Source organism: Laceyella sacchari, from assembly GCF_024927925.1.
GTDB classification, from domain to species: domain Bacteria; phylum Bacillota; class Bacilli; order Thermoactinomycetales; family Thermoactinomycetaceae; genus Laceyella; species Laceyella sacchari.
Window position 1 is genome coordinate 2626942 of the sequence record NZ_CP103866.1, and the last position, 14871, is coordinate 2641812.

Below are 14871 nucleotides of genomic sequence, written 5' to 3' on the forward strand. Positions count from 1 at the left end.
GTTCCCCGTTCGCATCTATAACCAGCTGGTAGCGTATGGCACCATCCATCCTCTGCGCCCGCTCTCATTCGTCGATGAGTTGGAGTTTCTCCAGCTGTGCCAGCGGCAACTGCACTTCACGCCCGCTGTGCTCCGCTGTCAGCCACCAATCACCGGAACGCTCCTCGATACGAAGCGGATATAACACTTGTCTTTCTCCGCCACACTCCACTTTGACACGCAAGCCGCCATGAATCCCGTGTTGCAATAATTCCCGCTTCATCGGCAACCGGTAGGCGCGCATTCCGCTCCACCAGAGCTTAGGTAGATGTTCGAGCCCCCGGGAAACGGCATCGGGATCAGGCAGCTCCTCCTCTATTTGCCAATCGCGCATGCGATCGTGCCCCCCTGTCGCGCGCGCGTCGTTTTCGGCGGACTCCCTGCTTTCCGGCTTTCGCTCTACCACTTCCAATCCGGCCTCAGTCAGCCAACGATCCACCGCTGTTGTCTTCGTTTGCGGAACAAGTAGCCGTCCGTCCTCCATCAGCACCGCTTGCCATGCGGACAAATGCGGAGTAATCCGCTCTCGCGGCAGGGACAGGGGTAAGGCATATTGAACCAGCGTTTCGCGAAAAACAAGCGGGGATCGCTTGGCTTCGTCACGGATTTTTCTCGCCACCCCCTCCGGAACCGGTTGGCCGCTCCAGGTTGCCAGAAAATCAAGTTGCTGCTCGGTGGTCATGCCATGCCGTCGCGCCCTGTGCAAAGACTCTTCCGTAATCAGATAAAACAGCACTTGTTCGCCTCCCATAAAATCAGCCAATTTCTCCAACTGCCTACGGTGGGACGGTGGAAAATGGCCGGGCACGATCAGTTCCATATCCGGTTGGACATATATTGGCATCTCCGGAAGCGGGGCTTGTTGCCATGGCGGCATCTCCGTCAGCCGTACACACCGTTCCCCCGATTTCGTCAAACCCATCTCCAGCCATCCGGCGGATGCCATCACGGCGACAAACGCGTCCAACCGTTCTTCTTCCTCCCGCGCCTTGCGCCCTTTTTCCCTGTACCAGCACCGCTTTATTGCCTTCCATTGCGACAATGGCAACCACTGGCGCGGCTCCACTTCTTCCATCAGGAGAAAGTCGGCCTCCAAACCAGGAATCCGCTGCGAGAGCAACTCTCGTGCCTCCCAATACAATCCGTTCATCCATTCTTCCCAATCTTGATCCGTCCATTGGCACCAACTACTGGCATCAACGGTAAGGATGTGCCCGTCCTCCACAATCAACCCAAGCTGCCGACCCAGATCGAGCAAAAAGGCTACCCAAGGAGGCATCTCCGTTCCCCACCAAGGCGTGTAGCGCAGGGCTTCTGAATCCAACCCCAACTCCACATCCATTTTTTGCGCATCTGTCTTATGAATTCCTCCTGTCCGCGTCAGGCGCCAAGGTTCCTGCTCCAATCGGGCTAACAAATGAAACAGCGCCTGTCCCAATCCATAGCTGGGCTCTCCCTCAACCGATACATTCCCTTTCCTGTGCCATGGCTCCTCATCCTCTTTAAACAGAACGCGACTCAGCAATTGCCTGATTTCCAAAGGGCATACATAGATGCGTTGCCGATGTTTATCCCGAAAGGCATAAATCCAGCCCCGGTGTCTTAAACCCACCAGCGCTCTCTGCCATGCCGAGTGGGAGAGACGGTGCTCCCGCGCCCATACTTCTCCTTCCCTTTCTGGAATAGCACCCGCGCGTGCGGCAAACAGAAACGATAGAAACACCTGTCGCTCCACCTGGTCCAATTGCTCCCACGCTTGAGTAAAATGAGACACCTGGAGCAATGCGCGGCACAGTTCGTTGCGCGTTTGGCACCCGTATTGCAAACCGATCTGAGCCACCGCACCATCTGACAACTGATTCAGACAATGGCTAAGCTCCTGTGCCATTCATCCATCCCTCCAACTCAACCAATTCATAGCGATATCCTTGTTCCGCCAAAAAGCACTGCCGCCGCCATGCATATTCTTCCTCTACCGTATTCTCTGTCACAAGCTGATAAAAATAGGCTTTACCCCCAGAGGACGAACTTCGCAGAACACGACCAAGCCGTTGCGCTTCCTCCTGCCTGGAACCATACGTGCCTGATACTTGGATGCCGACTGATGCAGAAGGAAGATCCACTGCTAAATTTGCCACTTTGGACACCACCAGCACAGGGATTTCCCGCGAACGAAACTTCTCATACCATTCCTCCCGCAACGCTTGCGGCATGCGCCCCGTGATGAGCGGAAAGCCAAACCGACCGGCGATCTCTTCCAATTGCCGCAAATAATGGCCGATGATTAACATCTGCTCACCTTCGTGCAACGCCAGCAAGCGAGCGATAGCCTCCAGTTTGGCTGGGTTTTCGGCAGCGATTCGCACCTGTTGTTTCTTATCTGCCATCTGGTAAGCACGCTCGGCATCTGCTGGCATGGGGATGCGCATCTCACGGCATACAGCCTCCCGAATCCAACCTTGTCGCTCCAAGTCTTTCCATGAACATTGGTATGCCAATGGGCCGATCAAAGAAAAAACTTCATTCTGCTTACCATCTTCACGTATCAGTGTCGCCGTCAATCCCAAGCGGCGCGCCGCATGTAATTCAGCAGTCAGGCGAAACACGGGCGCGGGCAACATGTGCACTTCATCGTATATCACCAACCCCCAATTCCGTTGACACAAAGCCTGTAAATGCGGATATGTATCTTCTTGAACATCTCGATGAGTCAACATCTGGTAGGTTGTCACGGTGACTGGGCGAATCTGTTTCCGGTCTGCGGTATATGTTCCCACCTCCGTCGCGCGCAACGTCGTTTTGTTCAACAATTCCCGCTCCCACTGTTTGACTGAAGTTGCATTAGGGGCCAGAATCAGGGTTTCCGTTTGCAGTTTGGCCATCACTCCCAAGCCGACCACCGTTTTACCTGCACCGCAAGGCAACAGGATAATCCCACCCCCCTCCTGACGGGCCAATCCGAGGTAAGCCTCCACCGCCTGTCGCTGATAATCGCGCAAATCGGCAAAGCGCGACGAACTCTCCAGGTTTATATCAAGAAATTCTTTTGGCTCCGGAAACGGTGGCGATGGAGTCGATGCAAATTCCTTTTTGATCCGCTGCGCAATTTGCGATGGCACTGGCAATTTGCTATGTTGACGGAGCCAATGAATCCAAGCTTCCGCTGTCCGTTCCTCGGTAGCACGGCGCACTCTGGCCGAATCGATGTTCAGTCGAAACATGAAAAGTTGCTCTGTCTCTTTCACCTGATAAGCCAGCATCCGCAATTCGCGGCACAGGCTAACGATGTCCGGGTGCCGCCTTTCGACAAAAATCGTCCCATCACTATGGATAATAAATGGTCGCTGTTCTTGGTTCATCTAACTCCCTCCACTCGCTCATAGTTTGCCCGTTTCCATGAAAACCCATGTGCGGTGGGTGGGCATGAGAACTACGCAACAACCCATGCAGGAAAACCGTCTTATAGTATATAAATTTCTTGGTATATAAGGAGGAATACCCTTGAAAACCTTTTTTCGTTGGTTTTGGTTCCCCTTGCTTATCATGATGTTTGTCATTGGATGCACGAATCATGCCCCACCTTCAGGAGGATCACCTATGGATAATGAAAAATCGTTGCCTTTCACCCAGTTGAAACCAGACCAAATCCCTGAGAATGTGAAACGGGAAGGAGAACAATGGCGCGCCCACGAAGCCACAGCCAAAGTGGTTTCTGGTGACCATATCATTGTCAGCATCGGCGAGCGCCCGACCGGCGGCTATGATGTGCGGGTGAATCGTATCATCAAACAAGGATCGCGTATCATAGTGAACGCGACAGAGATCCCGCCCAAAGAAGGCATGATGGTAACCCAAGCCTTCAGCTATCCGCAAGCAGTGGTCAAATTGCAAGAAAACATCGGATCGGCCGAAGTAGAAGTCAGACTGAGCAAATCCTGACACACAAAAGGAACGGCCCTCATCACGAGGGCCGTTCCTTTTGTGTTCAGTCCTCCTTCACCCGCTCTGGCGCGTGAGGTTCTTCGTGGCGGAGCGGTTCGGGCTCTTGGGGAGTCATGATTTCCGGCAACGGAGGTTGATATATCTCCGGATCGGTAAGCGGTGTCAGATCGGGGATTCTCATGATGCGTTTTCCTCCTTGTTTAAAGTTCTGTCGGTAGTTTCCCCTCTGATAAGCCGTTTACCGAGGCATCTTTTTCCAAATTACTCAGCAAACAAGACATCCTATTCCCGTTCCTTTTATCTTCGCTATTCTTTCCCCTTCTGATTTTGCTCTTGCTTGCGGTAAGCTCGAATCCAAGGAGATTCCGGAGATTCAGGAGATTCCCACACCGGAGAATAGTAACCTGGCGGCCTATAACTTCCCTGTCCTGGTGGCATCATAGGAGTAGTTGGCTGATAAACCGGATTCGGCGCATATGGCATTCCCCATGGCCACATGGGAACCATTGGCGCTACCGGGTGCGGAATAACATGAGCCATCGGGCCACCGCAGCACCCCGACGTCATCGGCATGGGTGGGTAATGGTAGTGATGATGAGGCGGCGTGCCATGCACATGCGCTCCCTCATAATAAGGCCGAATATAGGGGGGAACAGCTTGATTGTGCATTAAAAATCCTCCTTTATCCAATCATTCTTCATTTCACCCTATGCCAACCAAGCTTGTCTTATGTCAAACGGAGAAGGAGCGCAGGTCAATGAATAAGGGAACCCAGGAATCGGAACGCCTGCTCAACCATCTGCGGCGCAAAGACCAAGCCGCTTTCCGTCAGCTGGTGGAGGAAATGCAACCCTACGACCTTGAACAGTTCTTTCTCCGCCTCAACGAATTTGAACGGCGCCGTTTCTTGTACTTATTGGAAACCGAAGAAGTAGCGACGCTATTGGAAGAATGCGATCTCCATACGCAACGCCACATCATCCACAGTCTTGGTAAACATCAAATCGCCGACGTGTTGGCATTGATGTCGCGGGATGATGTGGTCGATCTGTTGGGAAGCATGGAAAGCGCAGAGCGAACAAACTTGCTCACGCAAATGGAACACCGTGAAGCGGCCAAGGTTCGCGCTTTGCTCGATTATCCGGAGGACAGTGCGGGCGGGTTGATGACAGACGAATTCGTCAGCATTCATCCCAAAGCGAGTGTACAAGATGCAGTCAGCTTGTTGCGCCACAAAGCGGAGGAGTCGGAAACGATCTATTATCTTTATGTCCAGCAATCAGATGGAACGTTGGTGGGGGTTTTATCACTGAGGGAATTGATTTTGGCTGAGCCGGAACAGTCCATCGAAGAAATCATGGTGGAACGGGTAATATCTGTTCCGGTGAACATGGACCAAGAAGAAGTGGCCCGCATTATGAGCCGCTATCATTTCTTGGCTCTCCCGGTGATTGACCCGTCTCGTCGGTTGCTCGGCATCGTGACAGTCGACGACATCATCGACGTGCTGATTCAAGAAGCAGAGGAAGATATCCAGCACCTGTCAGGATTAACTTCCGGACTGGATGAACAAGCCGTCTCCTCTTGGCGCTCGGCGCAAAAACGAATCCCATGGCTGATGCTATTGTTGGCTATCGGCTTGGCAACCGCCAATTTAATCAATCTATTTCAACCGACAATCGCCGCGGTACCAGCGCTTACCGCTTTCATGCCGATGGTAGCGGGCATGACCGGCAATGCTGCCACGCAATCTTTGGCCTTAATAATCCAACGACTCCCACACGAACGGACTGGTGTTTCGTTCATGGCAAAAATGTTAAAGCAAGAAGGGCTGGCGGGGTTTCTCGTAAGCATGGTTTGCAGTTTTTTGTTCGTTCTTTTGGTTGCCTTAGCCTTTCATCAACCTCGTCTGGGCCTGGTCATCGGCGGTGCCATGTTTGCCACCTTGTTATTGGGCACTTTAATCGGGACGTTGATCCCGTTGTTGCTCAACCGTATGAACATTGATCCCACGGCTGCTTCCGGACCGGTAATCACCACGTTAAACGATATCTTGTCTTTGTTGATCTATTTTGGCTTGGCCACGCTATTCATCGACCAACTTACACATCCATAAGGGGGTGAATCTTCCTTGGCTACCGATATTTTGACGTTTTTGTCACAGATGGTGATGATCCTATTTTTGGTTTTGCTAAACGGCTTTTTTGTGGCATCCGAGTTTGCCATTGTCAAAGTGAGACACACCCGGATCGCACAATTGAGCGAAGAAGGGCATCACCGTGCAAAAACAGCGCAAAAAATATTGGCTGATCTGGATGCCTACCTATCCGCAACCCAATTGGGGATCACTTTGGCTTCACTTGGCTTGGGTTGGATTGGTGAGCCTTATTTGGCTCGTTTGCTCACCCCCGCGCTTGCTTGGCTGGGAATGACCAAACCGCTCATCCATGTGGTTTCCTTCGTGCTCGCCTTTTCCATCATCACTTTCCTACATATCGTCCTTGGAGAGATGGCACCAAAGTCATTGGCAATTCGCAGGGCAGAAGCTACTGCGTTATGGACGGCCAAGCCGTTGCACTGGTTTTTTGTCATTTTCAAGCCGACCATCTGGCTCTTAAACGGTGCGGCTAACCTTATTTTGAAATGGATTGGTGTGGAATTGGTACCCGATCAGCAACAAGCACACACAGAAGAAGAAATTCGGATGTTAGTGGAACAAAGCCATAAAAGCGGAATGATCGACCAAACCGAACTGTCCTTGTTTGACAATATTTTTGATTTCACTAACCGGATTGCCAGGGAAGTGATGGTTCCCCGCGTGAACATGGTTTGCTTGTATCGGGATCGCTCTTTGGAAGAAAACCTGAACATCATACAGAAAAGCCCCTTCACCCGTTATCCCCTGTGTCACAAAGACAAAGACGACATCCTGGGCATCATTCACATTCGCGACGTGTACAATGATATCGTCAACCAAAAAGTTCCGGTATTGACTGAGGTAGCGCGTCCACCCGTTTTCGTTCCCGAAGGGATGGAAATCAAAGATGTCTTGCGTACCCTGCAAAAACATCACACTGAACTCGCTCTCATCATTGATGAATTCGGGGGAACGGCGGGTCTAATCACGATTGAAGATATTGTTGAGGAGATTGTGGGTGAGATTCAAGACGAATTTGACAACGAACGGCCTTTTTTTCAACAAAAAGGGGACGAAACATCGATTTCCGCTCAACTGTTAATCGAAGAGGTAAATGAACATTTTCACATCGCCATCGAAGATGAGGACAATGATACGATCGGCGGATGGTTTTTTTCCCAGTTGCAGGAAATACCCAAGCCCGGCTCCGCGATTGAAGCCCACGGACACCGCTTTTCCGTGCAGGAAATGGAAGGTAGGCGCGTGACCCGCATCTTGGTCAAACCCCTACCGCCCGCAGTCGAACCAACCGCGTCGCCGGAAGACTAGATTTGGACCAATCCCCTGCCGGTATAAGGGTCCGCTCCGCGCGGAGGCAAATCGATTGCCCGGGCGTACAAGAGATTTTTGAGCGCCGTCGCTGGCACGCGCGGATACGCCGCTCGATACACCGCCAGTACACCACTCACATGAGCGGCTGCCATGGAAGTGCCACTCAGTACGGCATACCGTTGGTTGGCGTACGTGCTTAAAATCTGCGAACCCGGCGCGGCGATATCCACCTTGCCCGTGGCTGAATAATAAGCTCTCCGATTGGCTCTCGTCAACGCCGCAACCGAGATCACGGGCGGGATGCGGGCAGGAATCTCGACCGTGTCTCCGCTGCCAGACGGATTGCCTGCGTTACCGGCGGCAGCGACGACTAATATGTCGCGGTTGGTAGCCTCTTGAATTACTTGCGCCAATGCGGGCGGAATAATCATGCCACCGCTGATGCTGATATTGAGAATGTGCATGCCATTGTCAATCGCCCATTCAATCCCCTTGATCAGATTGTTAATCGTGCCGCTTCCGTTGCGGTCTAACACTTTTACCGCATACAGCGATACCTTTGGCGCGATCCCCACCACACCAAATTGATTGTTCAGCGCACCGATCACCCCTGCGATATGCGTGCCATGCCCATTGTCATCCTGCGGATAGCGATTGGGTTCGACAATATTGATTCCCCCTTTGATATTGCCCGCCAAATCGGGGTGCAACAAGTCGATCCCGGTATCCAGTATCGCCACCCGCACCCCTTCCCCCTGATTGGGGCGTCCATTTCCGATGACACGGGTGATGTTCCAAGGAGAGATCTGGCGAGATGTAGCACGCCGTTGGTTGGATATCCGTGCTTTCGCCAACACCCGTTCTACCTTGAAATAGGGCAAGGTCAGGCTCGTTTGCGCCACCAATGGCCGGGGGCGTCGCGTTTTTTTAGAGGAGGAAGCGGTCAGTCTCTCTTGGCAGCTGACCGTTTCCATCGCATCTTCCGCTGGCTCAGCCGTCAAATCGGCGAGGTTCACTCTCTGCCAATGATTCGCTAACATAATATCACCCCTTTATCCTAGTTATGAATAAAGGGGTGATTTTGCTTGGATTCTACTCCAGAGAACCGTTGATTTTCAGTTTTCATCCTGCCCATTTTCCGTCCGCTTTTTAGGCGCCCTACCTGCTTTACGCACTGCTTCCTTCAGCAAAAACTCAATTTGCCCGTTAACACTACGAAATTCATCGGCTGCCCATTTCTCAAGTGAGTCATAGAGTTGCTGATCAATCCGAAGGAGAAAGCGTTTTTTACTTGCACTCATGAATACAGCGAACCGGTGTTGATCACCGGAGTCGTTTCTCCTTCAGAGACCAAAGCCACCAATAAGTTATTGACCATTGCCGCTTTTCTCTCTTCGTCCAACTCCACTACTCCTTGCTGTTCTAAACCTTGCAAAGCCATCTTAACCATACCCATCGCCCCTTCGACAATTTGCTTGCGGGCAGCGATTACCGCTTGCGCTTGCTGGCGCCGCAACATCGCCTGAGCGATCTCTGGCGCATACGCCAAGTGGCTGATCCGAGCTTCCAACACTTCCACACCAGCGATTTCCAATCGTTCTTGTAATTCCTCGCGCAATGTTTCCACTACATCTTCTGGTGCCCCGCGCAATGATGGATTGCCTTCCTCATGACTATCATATGGATACCGGCTAGCCAGCGCCCGAATCGCCGTTTCACTCTGCACATCGACAAACGCACTGAAGTTCTCCACATCAAACACCGCTTTGGCCGTATCCACTACACGCCACACAATCACGGCACCGATGATAATCGGATTCCCATCCGCATCGTTTACTTTGATCTTGTCACTGTGAAAGTTGCGTACCCGCAAAGAAAGCTTTTTGCGGCCCACCAGCGGATTCGTCCAGTAAAACCCATCCTTTCGAATCGTCCCCACATAACGACCGAAAAACGTTAACACATGGGCTTCATTGGGCTGGATTAAACCAAACCCGTTGGCGCAGATGAGCACCAGCGCGATGCAGATGATGCCCAAGGCCAAACTTTCCATCCCAAAGATCAAGATAAGGCCCGCCCCCAATAAAAACAATTCAATGAGCAGAAAGAGAAATCCGTTCATTTGGAACGCTTTTTTTTCCCTGATATTATTCACGCGTCACCGACTCCTTTTTTCAGAAATTTATCATTGTTATATTCATATGATATCACATTGATAATAAAAAGACATCCCCCAAAATTGATTTTTGGCAAGGATGCTTTTTGTTTCATACTTGGGCTTGGATCGTTCCGGATTCCCCGGCCACTGTTTGGATGGCCAATTTGGCCAATTCGTCATGCCCTACTTGATTGGGATGCACTTCATCGAAAAAATAATCTTGCCGATGCAAGAAGACATCGTAGGGGTTGAAAAAATGGCAACCCACTTCCTCACAAATTTTGGCATAGGAGCGATTCATCATCTGTACAATCGCCGCACTGGTTTGAAATCCCCATTCATAGGCGGGAGGAGGCAGATAAAATCCCATCAGGCTAATTCTCGATGCCGGGTTATTCATCACGATAATAGATAAGATAGATTTCACGCGATCAATGATTTGCCGTGATGTATTCAACAAATCTCGCAACCCGAAATGACCGCGCTCATATAGCTCGATAAAGTCACATCCGCCGGTGGTGACCGAAATATGGGTCATTTTGGGAAATAGCTTGTGCATGCCGGGGCTGTTGACCAAACTCAACAATTCCTCCGATGTCATTCCTGATACACCCCAATTGCGCATATGGCACCGATCCGAATGTTTGATATGCTGGAAGAATTGGGACACGAAGCTCTTAGTCGGGCTTTCCGCCCCAATTCCTTCCGTTAATGAATCTCCCAATGCCAAATAAGAAACTGGCTTAATACCTTCCCGCATCTGTTTGTTCTCCCCCCTTTTCATTCTCAAACACCACCGCATGGGCAATACATGGGATTGATTCCCCCTGCTGGTAAGAGATTGGACTTAAGAGCGCACCTGTGGCCACCACCAGTATCCGCTGGTATTTGCCAACATACATTTCATGTAGCAAATGCCCGTACGTGACTACCGCACTGCTGGCACACCCACTTCCGCCGGCAAAAGTGTCTTGTTCCGAGGTATAGATCATCAACCCACAATCTTGGAAACGCTCCCCCATAACATAGCCGGCTTTCTCCAGCAGTTCGCGGGCGATGGGCAAACCGACGGAGGCCAGATCTCCAGTGACGATCAGATCGTAATCTTTGGGTGAGCGTCCTGTGTCCTGAAAATGCTTTTGGATCGTGTCCGCCGCCGCAGGGGCCATGGCCGATCCCATATCAAACGGATCTTTGATCCCCATATCCTGTACACTGCCGATCGTGGCATGGGTAATCCGTGGGCCTTGGTGCGCCGAGCCTACCACACAAGCGCCCGCACCCGTCACTGTCCACTGCGCCGTATCAGGCTTTTGCCCCCCGTATTCTGTGGGATACCGATATTGTTTCTCGGCAGTGCAATTGTGGCTGCTGACTGCCGCTACCGCATACTTAGCAAACCCTGCGTCCACCAATGCCGCTGCCAATGTGAGAGACAACATAGAAGTAGAGCAGGCACCGTACACACCCATAAACGGTATTTGGTTCGTCTTGGCCGTAAAGGAGGAGGAGATGTTTTGATTCAACAAATCCCCAGCCAAGAACACATCGATTTCTCGCTCTGTAAGCCCGGCTTTATGTATGGCGATGGTCACCGCATCTTCCATCATGGTGCGCTCCGCTTTTTCCCACGTGTCCTGCCCTGCGTACAAATCGGGGTAAATCCGGTCGTAACTATCTTTAAGCTTTCCTTCCCCTTCCATGGGGCCCACCGTGGCTGCACTGGACAAGACATGAACATGATTTGCAAATTTCCAAGTGCATTGCCCGATTTTGTTACTCGCCATGGTTCTCTTCCCCTTATTTAGTAATCAAGTTGAATGTCATGCCGGTTATTCAAAAGATAATGGCGATCTCCGTCCCCATCACTTAGATCGCAATCAGGCTGACCAAGAACGCCTTTCCTTTGAGGCCATCGTTTCCCATTCCCTCGTCCTCTCTTTTATCGTGCAGTTTTCCATTTGTCTTTATGCACAAAAAAAGGGACACCCTGTCCAGAGTGTCCCTTTGTTTTTATGCGGTTGTTTCCGCTTGTGAAAAATGGTGCGCGGCATCCACTTTTTTGGCTGAACACACCAACAGATTGCATCCTTCTTCTGTTTCCAGCGTTTGGGTGTGATTGAACGGAGTGAAAAAATAATCGCCTTCATTCAATTCATACTGGCCGATTTTTACCCGTCCATTGACCACGTAGATTTGTTCGCCCCCGTGATGTCCATGCATAGGGAAACGGCTCCCCGGCTCCATTTTTAGCACCAAGCTGTATTCGTCCGCCTCTTTGCGCAAATACGACATTGAAACGCCAGAACCAACTTGAATATAATCGCGTTCATTGCGCCGGATTAAGTAGATTTTGTTCACTTGAAAAACCCCCAACTTTCCTTTTTTGCTCCTCTAGTTCTTTACACCATCAAGCTGGGTTGGCCGCCGTTCACAAGCGTCTTCCTACTGGTTCGCGCTTGCGAACCGCAACGTTCCATCTTTACCCAATCTAATATCCCTTTTCTGCATTATTCAAACCATTTCTGTCACTAAAAACAAAAAAAGGCCACCAGCCGGAGCCGGTAGCCTGCTATCATGAATGGAGATCATTTGATGCATGCGGGTTATGCGTCTCCGAAATCTCGCTGAGAGCCTGGCTCGCTTCATCCTGGTAGGGTTGGTTGACGGCCAGGTCACCCAAGGAAACGACGCCGACCACCTGATTGTTTTCAACAACCGGAAGACGACGCACTTGCGCTTCCGCCATGATCCGGGACGCCTCATCCACTGTCATATCCGGTGTGCCGCTGACAATGTGGGTGGACATGATGTCTCTGACCGAACTGGAGTTGGGCATTTTGTTGGCGATTCCGCGTGTCACCAAGTCTCTGTCAGTCACAACGCCCAGCAACCGGCCGTTTTCCACGACAGGCACCATGCCGATGTTCTGTTCCCTCATTTTGCTGGCAACACTGTAGACGTTTTCTTGCGGATTGACCGCCGTCACATTGGTGGACATGATATCGCGCAGTTTGTGCATCATGGATCCCCTCCCTGCCCTTTATCATTGCCCGATTCTCTTTAGCCATACTTGGCATCTTTTAACGCCCAATGCGCTCCAAGATCAAGCGGACAAACAGCTCCGTGCCCACTTTCAATGCTTCTTCATCAATATCAAACCGGGGATGGTGATGCGGAGCGGTGATCCCTTTGTCGGGGTTACCTGCTCCCACAAAACAGAACGCTCCAGGAATTTGTTCCAAGTAATAGGCGAAATCTTCCCCACCCATGATCGGCTTCATCTCTTGAACCGTTCCCACCTGGCGAGCAACTTCCATCAGCTGTCGCGTCTCTTTTTCATGATTGATGAGCGGAGGATATCCCCAACCATATTGAAACTGATAATCAGCTCCAAACATATGGCAGGTATGTCGAACCACTTCTTCCATGCGCTTGGCCAATGCTTCGCGGACGCCTTTGTTGAAACTGCGCACCGTGCCCTTCATCCGGCACCGCTCGGCGATAACATTAAACGCGTTTCCACCTTCAATCGCCCCGACAGAGATAACCCCCGAATCCAATGGGTCTACTTGCCGCGAAATGATGGTTTGTAAATGGGTAATCACGTGCGCGGCAATCACTACCGCATCTGTCGCTTCATGTGGCAAGCCGCCATGCCCGCCCTTGCCGATGATTTCCACTTCAAACGAATCAGCCGCCGCCATGAGCTCGCCGCTACAAAAGCTGATCGTTCCGACGGGATGTGGCGTCCACAAGTGAATGCCGAAAATGGCATCCACTCCCTCCAGCACCCCCGCTTCGATCATTTGCCTAGCGCCGCCCGGCAACAACTCCTCGGCATGCTGGAACAAAAACAATACGTTCCCCGCCAATCTATCCCGCATTTCGGTCAACAAGCGGGCCGCTCCCATCAGCATCGTCATGTGCCCATCATGCCCACAGGCATGCATCACCCCAGTCACTTGCGAGCGATAAGAGACTATTTTCTCGTCTTGGATGGGCAACGCATCCATATCAGCTCTGAGCGCGATGGTGGGACCGGGCTCGGCCCCCCGCAATAATCCGGTCACCCCATAACCGCCCCAACCCGTTTTTACTTCCAGTCCGCACGACTCCATGAAGGCGATCAACTTGCGTTGCGTCTGTTGTTCCTGAAACGAAAGCTCGGGATGCTGGTGAAAATCCCTACGCCACTCAACCATTTGCGGAAACAGGTCAGCCACCCTTTTTTTTAATCCTTCCATTTTCCCGTCCCTTCCTTCTCCATGGAAATGGTTGGTTTAACCTCTCGCCAATACGCTGATCCCACGCTTCTTTTCGCCAGTTGTCGGACTTCTGTCACGCGTGTTGCAGTTGCGCGATCTGGAAGTTCATACTATCATTAATAAGGACTTACTATGGTGCCAGTCAAAGGAGGCGCACATTTCCCATGATATTTCAAGAGATCAAAACCAAAGGTATTCGAAAAGAGTTTCGTGAACTGGAAAAATTGATGAAGCAACTTCAATTTATCCGCTGGACCTGGGATTTTGAAAAAGTGACCTATGAAATAAAATACACAGTGGACGGCGTGGACTATTACTTGCGCCTGCGGGGAACAGTCGTCAACAACTACATGTTGGAAAACCCCAAAGCGTTGGTAGAATTGGATCATCCTTCATTTGTTCGCCACTTTTTCCCACACGGTCTGGATCACAACGCAGAAGTTCCAGACGCGTTGAAAGAAGAAGTGGACGCGAAATTGGCTGAATTGGAAAAAGCGCTTACGGCGTGACGTTCATCCGTTCAGACGCACAAAAAGAGGGCGGAACCCATTCCCCCTCTTCTCTCACTTCTCCGTTTGCGAACCCCGCTTTTCCTTTGTCCACTCCACCCCATCCACCCGCACGTTGACCCGTGTCACTTCCAGCCCTGTCATATTCTCGACGGCCTGCTTGACATCGCGTTGCAGTCGGTGGCAAACCTCGTTGATCCTGCATCCATATTGAACGATCACCCGCAGGTTGATAGAGGCTTGGGTGTCCTGGACAACCACCTGCACCCCGCGCATGTTCCCTTTGCCGCTGACGCGTTTTTTAATCCCTTCCGTCATCCCACTGGACATACCGCTGATCCCTTGTGTTTGCGCGGCCGCGAGTCCGGCGATAACCGCAACCACGCCGTCGGTGATCCGTATGGAACCTCCATTGGATTCAGCCATGTGAAGCCTCCTTTTCGTGAAGCGCTCCAAAGCATCCCCACCTGTAGTGTAACATGAAAT

17 protein-coding genes are annotated in these 14871 nt (G+C 51.4%); 4 read left to right on the plus strand and 13 right to left on the minus strand.

Going from position 1 to position 14871, the window contains the following annotated elements; all coding sequences use genetic code 11:
• Window positions 1–64: 64 nt before the first annotated feature.
• Complete coding sequence (locus tag NYR52_RS12790; RefSeq protein WP_259435772.1) at window positions 65–1927, minus strand: helicase-associated domain-containing protein; 1863 nt, start codon at window positions 1925–1927, stop codon at window positions 65–67.
• A complete protein-coding gene (locus NYR52_RS12795; RefSeq protein WP_259435773.1) occupies window positions 1911–3398 on the minus strand; it encodes a DEAD/DEAH box helicase in 1488 nt (495 codons plus the stop codon). Before NYR52_RS12795 ends, NYR52_RS12790 begins: the two co-directional genes overlap by 17 nt.
• Before the next feature lie 238 nt (window positions 3399–3636).
• On the opposite strand from NYR52_RS12795, the gene NYR52_RS12800 reads away from it, so the two are divergent.
• A complete protein-coding gene (locus NYR52_RS12800) occupies window positions 3637–3978 on the plus strand; it encodes a protease complex subunit PrcB family protein (RefSeq protein WP_158283372.1) in 342 nt (113 codons plus the stop codon).
• A 46-nt stretch (window positions 3979–4024) separates the two neighbouring features.
• On the opposite strand, the gene NYR52_RS12805 is transcribed toward NYR52_RS12800, so the two are convergent.
• Both NYR52_RS12805 and NYR52_RS12810 read right to left on the minus strand, forming a co-directional pair.
• Window positions 4025–4162, minus strand: a complete 138-nt coding sequence (locus NYR52_RS12805; protein ID WP_259435774.1) for a hypothetical protein — start codon at window positions 4160–4162, stop codon at window positions 4025–4027.
• 125 nt (window positions 4163–4287) lie between these two features.
• Window positions 4288–4650, minus strand: coding sequence for a hypothetical protein (locus NYR52_RS12810; RefSeq protein WP_132222778.1), 363 nt, complete (start codon window positions 4648–4650; stop codon window positions 4288–4290).
• An 88-nt stretch (window positions 4651–4738) separates the two neighbouring features.
• Between NYR52_RS12810 and mgtE the strand changes: the two genes are divergently transcribed.
• Both mgtE and NYR52_RS12820 read left to right on the plus strand, forming a co-directional pair.
• On the plus strand, window positions 4739–6097 hold the full coding sequence (gene mgtE / locus NYR52_RS12815) for a magnesium transporter (RefSeq protein WP_259435775.1): 1359 nt from the start codon (window positions 4739–4741) through the stop codon (window positions 6095–6097).
• Window positions 6098–6145: 48 nt separating this feature from the next.
• Window positions 6146–7447: a hemolysin family protein gene (locus NYR52_RS12820; protein ID WP_132223016.1), complete on the plus strand. Its 1302-nt coding sequence runs from the start codon at window positions 6146–6148 to the stop codon at window positions 7445–7447.
• On the opposite strand, the gene NYR52_RS12825 is transcribed toward NYR52_RS12820, so the two are convergent.
• The 8 genes from NYR52_RS12825 to NYR52_RS12860 all read right to left on the minus strand — a co-directional run bounded on the left by NYR52_RS12825 (window position 7444) and on the right by NYR52_RS12860 (window position 13855).
• Entirely contained in the window at window positions 7444–8490 is a 1047-nt protein-coding gene (locus NYR52_RS12825; protein ID WP_132222782.1) for a S8 family peptidase, read from the minus strand. The genes NYR52_RS12820 and NYR52_RS12825 overlap by 4 nt on opposite strands.
• Before the next feature lie 75 nt (window positions 8491–8565).
• Window positions 8566–8751, minus strand: coding sequence for a type II toxin-antitoxin system antitoxin (locus NYR52_RS12830; RefSeq protein ID WP_022736833.1), 186 nt, complete (start codon window positions 8749–8751; stop codon window positions 8566–8568).
• A complete protein-coding gene (locus NYR52_RS12835) occupies window positions 8748–9596 on the minus strand; it encodes an SPFH domain-containing protein (RefSeq protein ID WP_132223018.1) in 849 nt (282 codons plus the stop codon). The genes NYR52_RS12830 and NYR52_RS12835 overlap by 4 nt, the downstream gene beginning before the upstream one ends.
• Before the next feature lie 121 nt (window positions 9597–9717).
• On the minus strand, window positions 9718–10368 hold the full coding sequence (locus NYR52_RS12840) for an SGNH/GDSL hydrolase family protein (RefSeq protein ID WP_158283375.1): 651 nt from the start codon (window positions 10366–10368) through the stop codon (window positions 9718–9720).
• A complete protein-coding gene (spoVAD, locus tag NYR52_RS12845; RefSeq protein ID WP_259435776.1) occupies window positions 10352–11395 on the minus strand; it encodes a stage V sporulation protein AD in 1044 nt (347 codons plus the stop codon). Before spoVAD ends, NYR52_RS12840 begins: the two co-directional genes overlap by 17 nt.
• Window positions 11396–11621: 226 nt before the next feature.
• Entirely contained in the window at window positions 11622–11969 is a 348-nt protein-coding gene (locus NYR52_RS12850) for a cupin domain-containing protein (RefSeq protein ID WP_132222788.1), read from the minus strand.
• Window positions 11970–12183: 214 nt separating this feature from the next.
• On the minus strand, window positions 12184–12633 hold the full coding sequence (locus NYR52_RS12855; RefSeq protein ID WP_310795320.1) for a CBS domain-containing protein: 450 nt from the start codon (window positions 12631–12633) through the stop codon (window positions 12184–12186).
• 58 nt (window positions 12634–12691) lie between these two features.
• A complete protein-coding gene (locus tag NYR52_RS12860; RefSeq protein ID WP_259435777.1) occupies window positions 12692–13855 on the minus strand; it encodes a M20 metallopeptidase family protein in 1164 nt (387 codons plus the stop codon).
• Between the two features lie 185 nt (window positions 13856–14040).
• Between NYR52_RS12860 and NYR52_RS12865 the strand changes: the two genes are divergently transcribed.
• Window positions 14041–14385, plus strand: a complete 345-nt coding sequence (locus NYR52_RS12865; protein WP_022736842.1) for a YugN family protein — start codon at window positions 14041–14043, stop codon at window positions 14383–14385.
• Between the two features lie 54 nt (window positions 14386–14439).
• Here NYR52_RS12865 and NYR52_RS12870 read toward each other — a convergent pair whose 3' ends face one another.
• A complete protein-coding gene (locus tag NYR52_RS12870) occupies window positions 14440–14811 on the minus strand; it encodes an Asp23/Gls24 family envelope stress response protein (RefSeq protein ID WP_132222792.1) in 372 nt (123 codons plus the stop codon).
• Between the last annotated feature and the right edge of the window lie 60 nt (window positions 14812–14871).

Bases quoted from the DNA above. Each gene is read 5' to 3' on its own strand.
- NYR52_RS12790 (WP_259435772.1), bottom strand. From the start codon at position 1,927: ATGGCACAGGAGCTTAGCCATTGTCTGAATCAGTTGTCAGATGGTGCG.
- NYR52_RS12795 (WP_259435773.1), bottom strand. From the start codon at position 3,398: ATGAACCAAGAACAGCGACCATTTATTATCCATAGTGATGGGACGATT.
- NYR52_RS12800 (WP_158283372.1), top strand. From the start codon at position 3,637: ATGGATAATGAAAAATCGTTGCCTTTCACCCAGTTGAAACCAGACCAA.
- NYR52_RS12805 (WP_259435774.1), bottom strand. From the start codon at position 4,162: ATGAGAATCCCCGATCTGACACCGCTTACCGATCCGGAGATATATCAA.
- NYR52_RS12810 (WP_132222778.1), bottom strand. From the start codon at position 4,650: ATGCACAATCAAGCTGTTCCCCCCTATATTCGGCCTTATTATGAGGGA.
- mgtE (WP_259435775.1), top strand. From the start codon at position 4,739: ATGAATAAGGGAACCCAGGAATCGGAACGCCTGCTCAACCATCTGCGG.
- NYR52_RS12820 (WP_132223016.1), top strand. From the start codon at position 6,146: ATGGTGATGATCCTATTTTTGGTTTTGCTAAACGGCTTTTTTGTGGCA.
- NYR52_RS12825 (WP_132222782.1), bottom strand. From the start codon at position 8,490: ATGTTAGCGAATCATTGGCAGAGAGTGAACCTCGCCGATTTGACGGCT.
- NYR52_RS12830 (WP_022736833.1), bottom strand. From the start codon at position 8,751: ATGAGTGCAAGTAAAAAACGCTTTCTCCTTCGGATTGATCAGCAACTC.
- NYR52_RS12840 (WP_158283375.1), bottom strand. From the start codon at position 10,368: ATGCGGGAAGGTATTAAGCCAGTTTCTTATTTGGCATTGGGAGATTCA.
- spoVAD (WP_259435776.1), bottom strand. From the start codon at position 11,395: ATGGCGAGTAACAAAATCGGGCAATGCACTTGGAAATTTGCAAATCAT.
- NYR52_RS12855 (WP_310795320.1), bottom strand. From the start codon at position 12,633: ATGATGCACAAACTGCGCGATATCATGTCCACCAATGTGACGGCGGTC.
- NYR52_RS12860 (WP_259435777.1), bottom strand. From the start codon at position 13,855: ATGGAAGGATTAAAAAAAAGGGTGGCTGACCTGTTTCCGCAAATGGTT.
- NYR52_RS12865 (WP_022736842.1), top strand. From the start codon at position 14,041: ATGATATTTCAAGAGATCAAAACCAAAGGTATTCGAAAAGAGTTTCGT.
- NYR52_RS12870 (WP_132222792.1), bottom strand. From the start codon at position 14,811: ATGGCTGAATCCAATGGAGGTTCCATACGGATCACCGACGGCGTGGTT.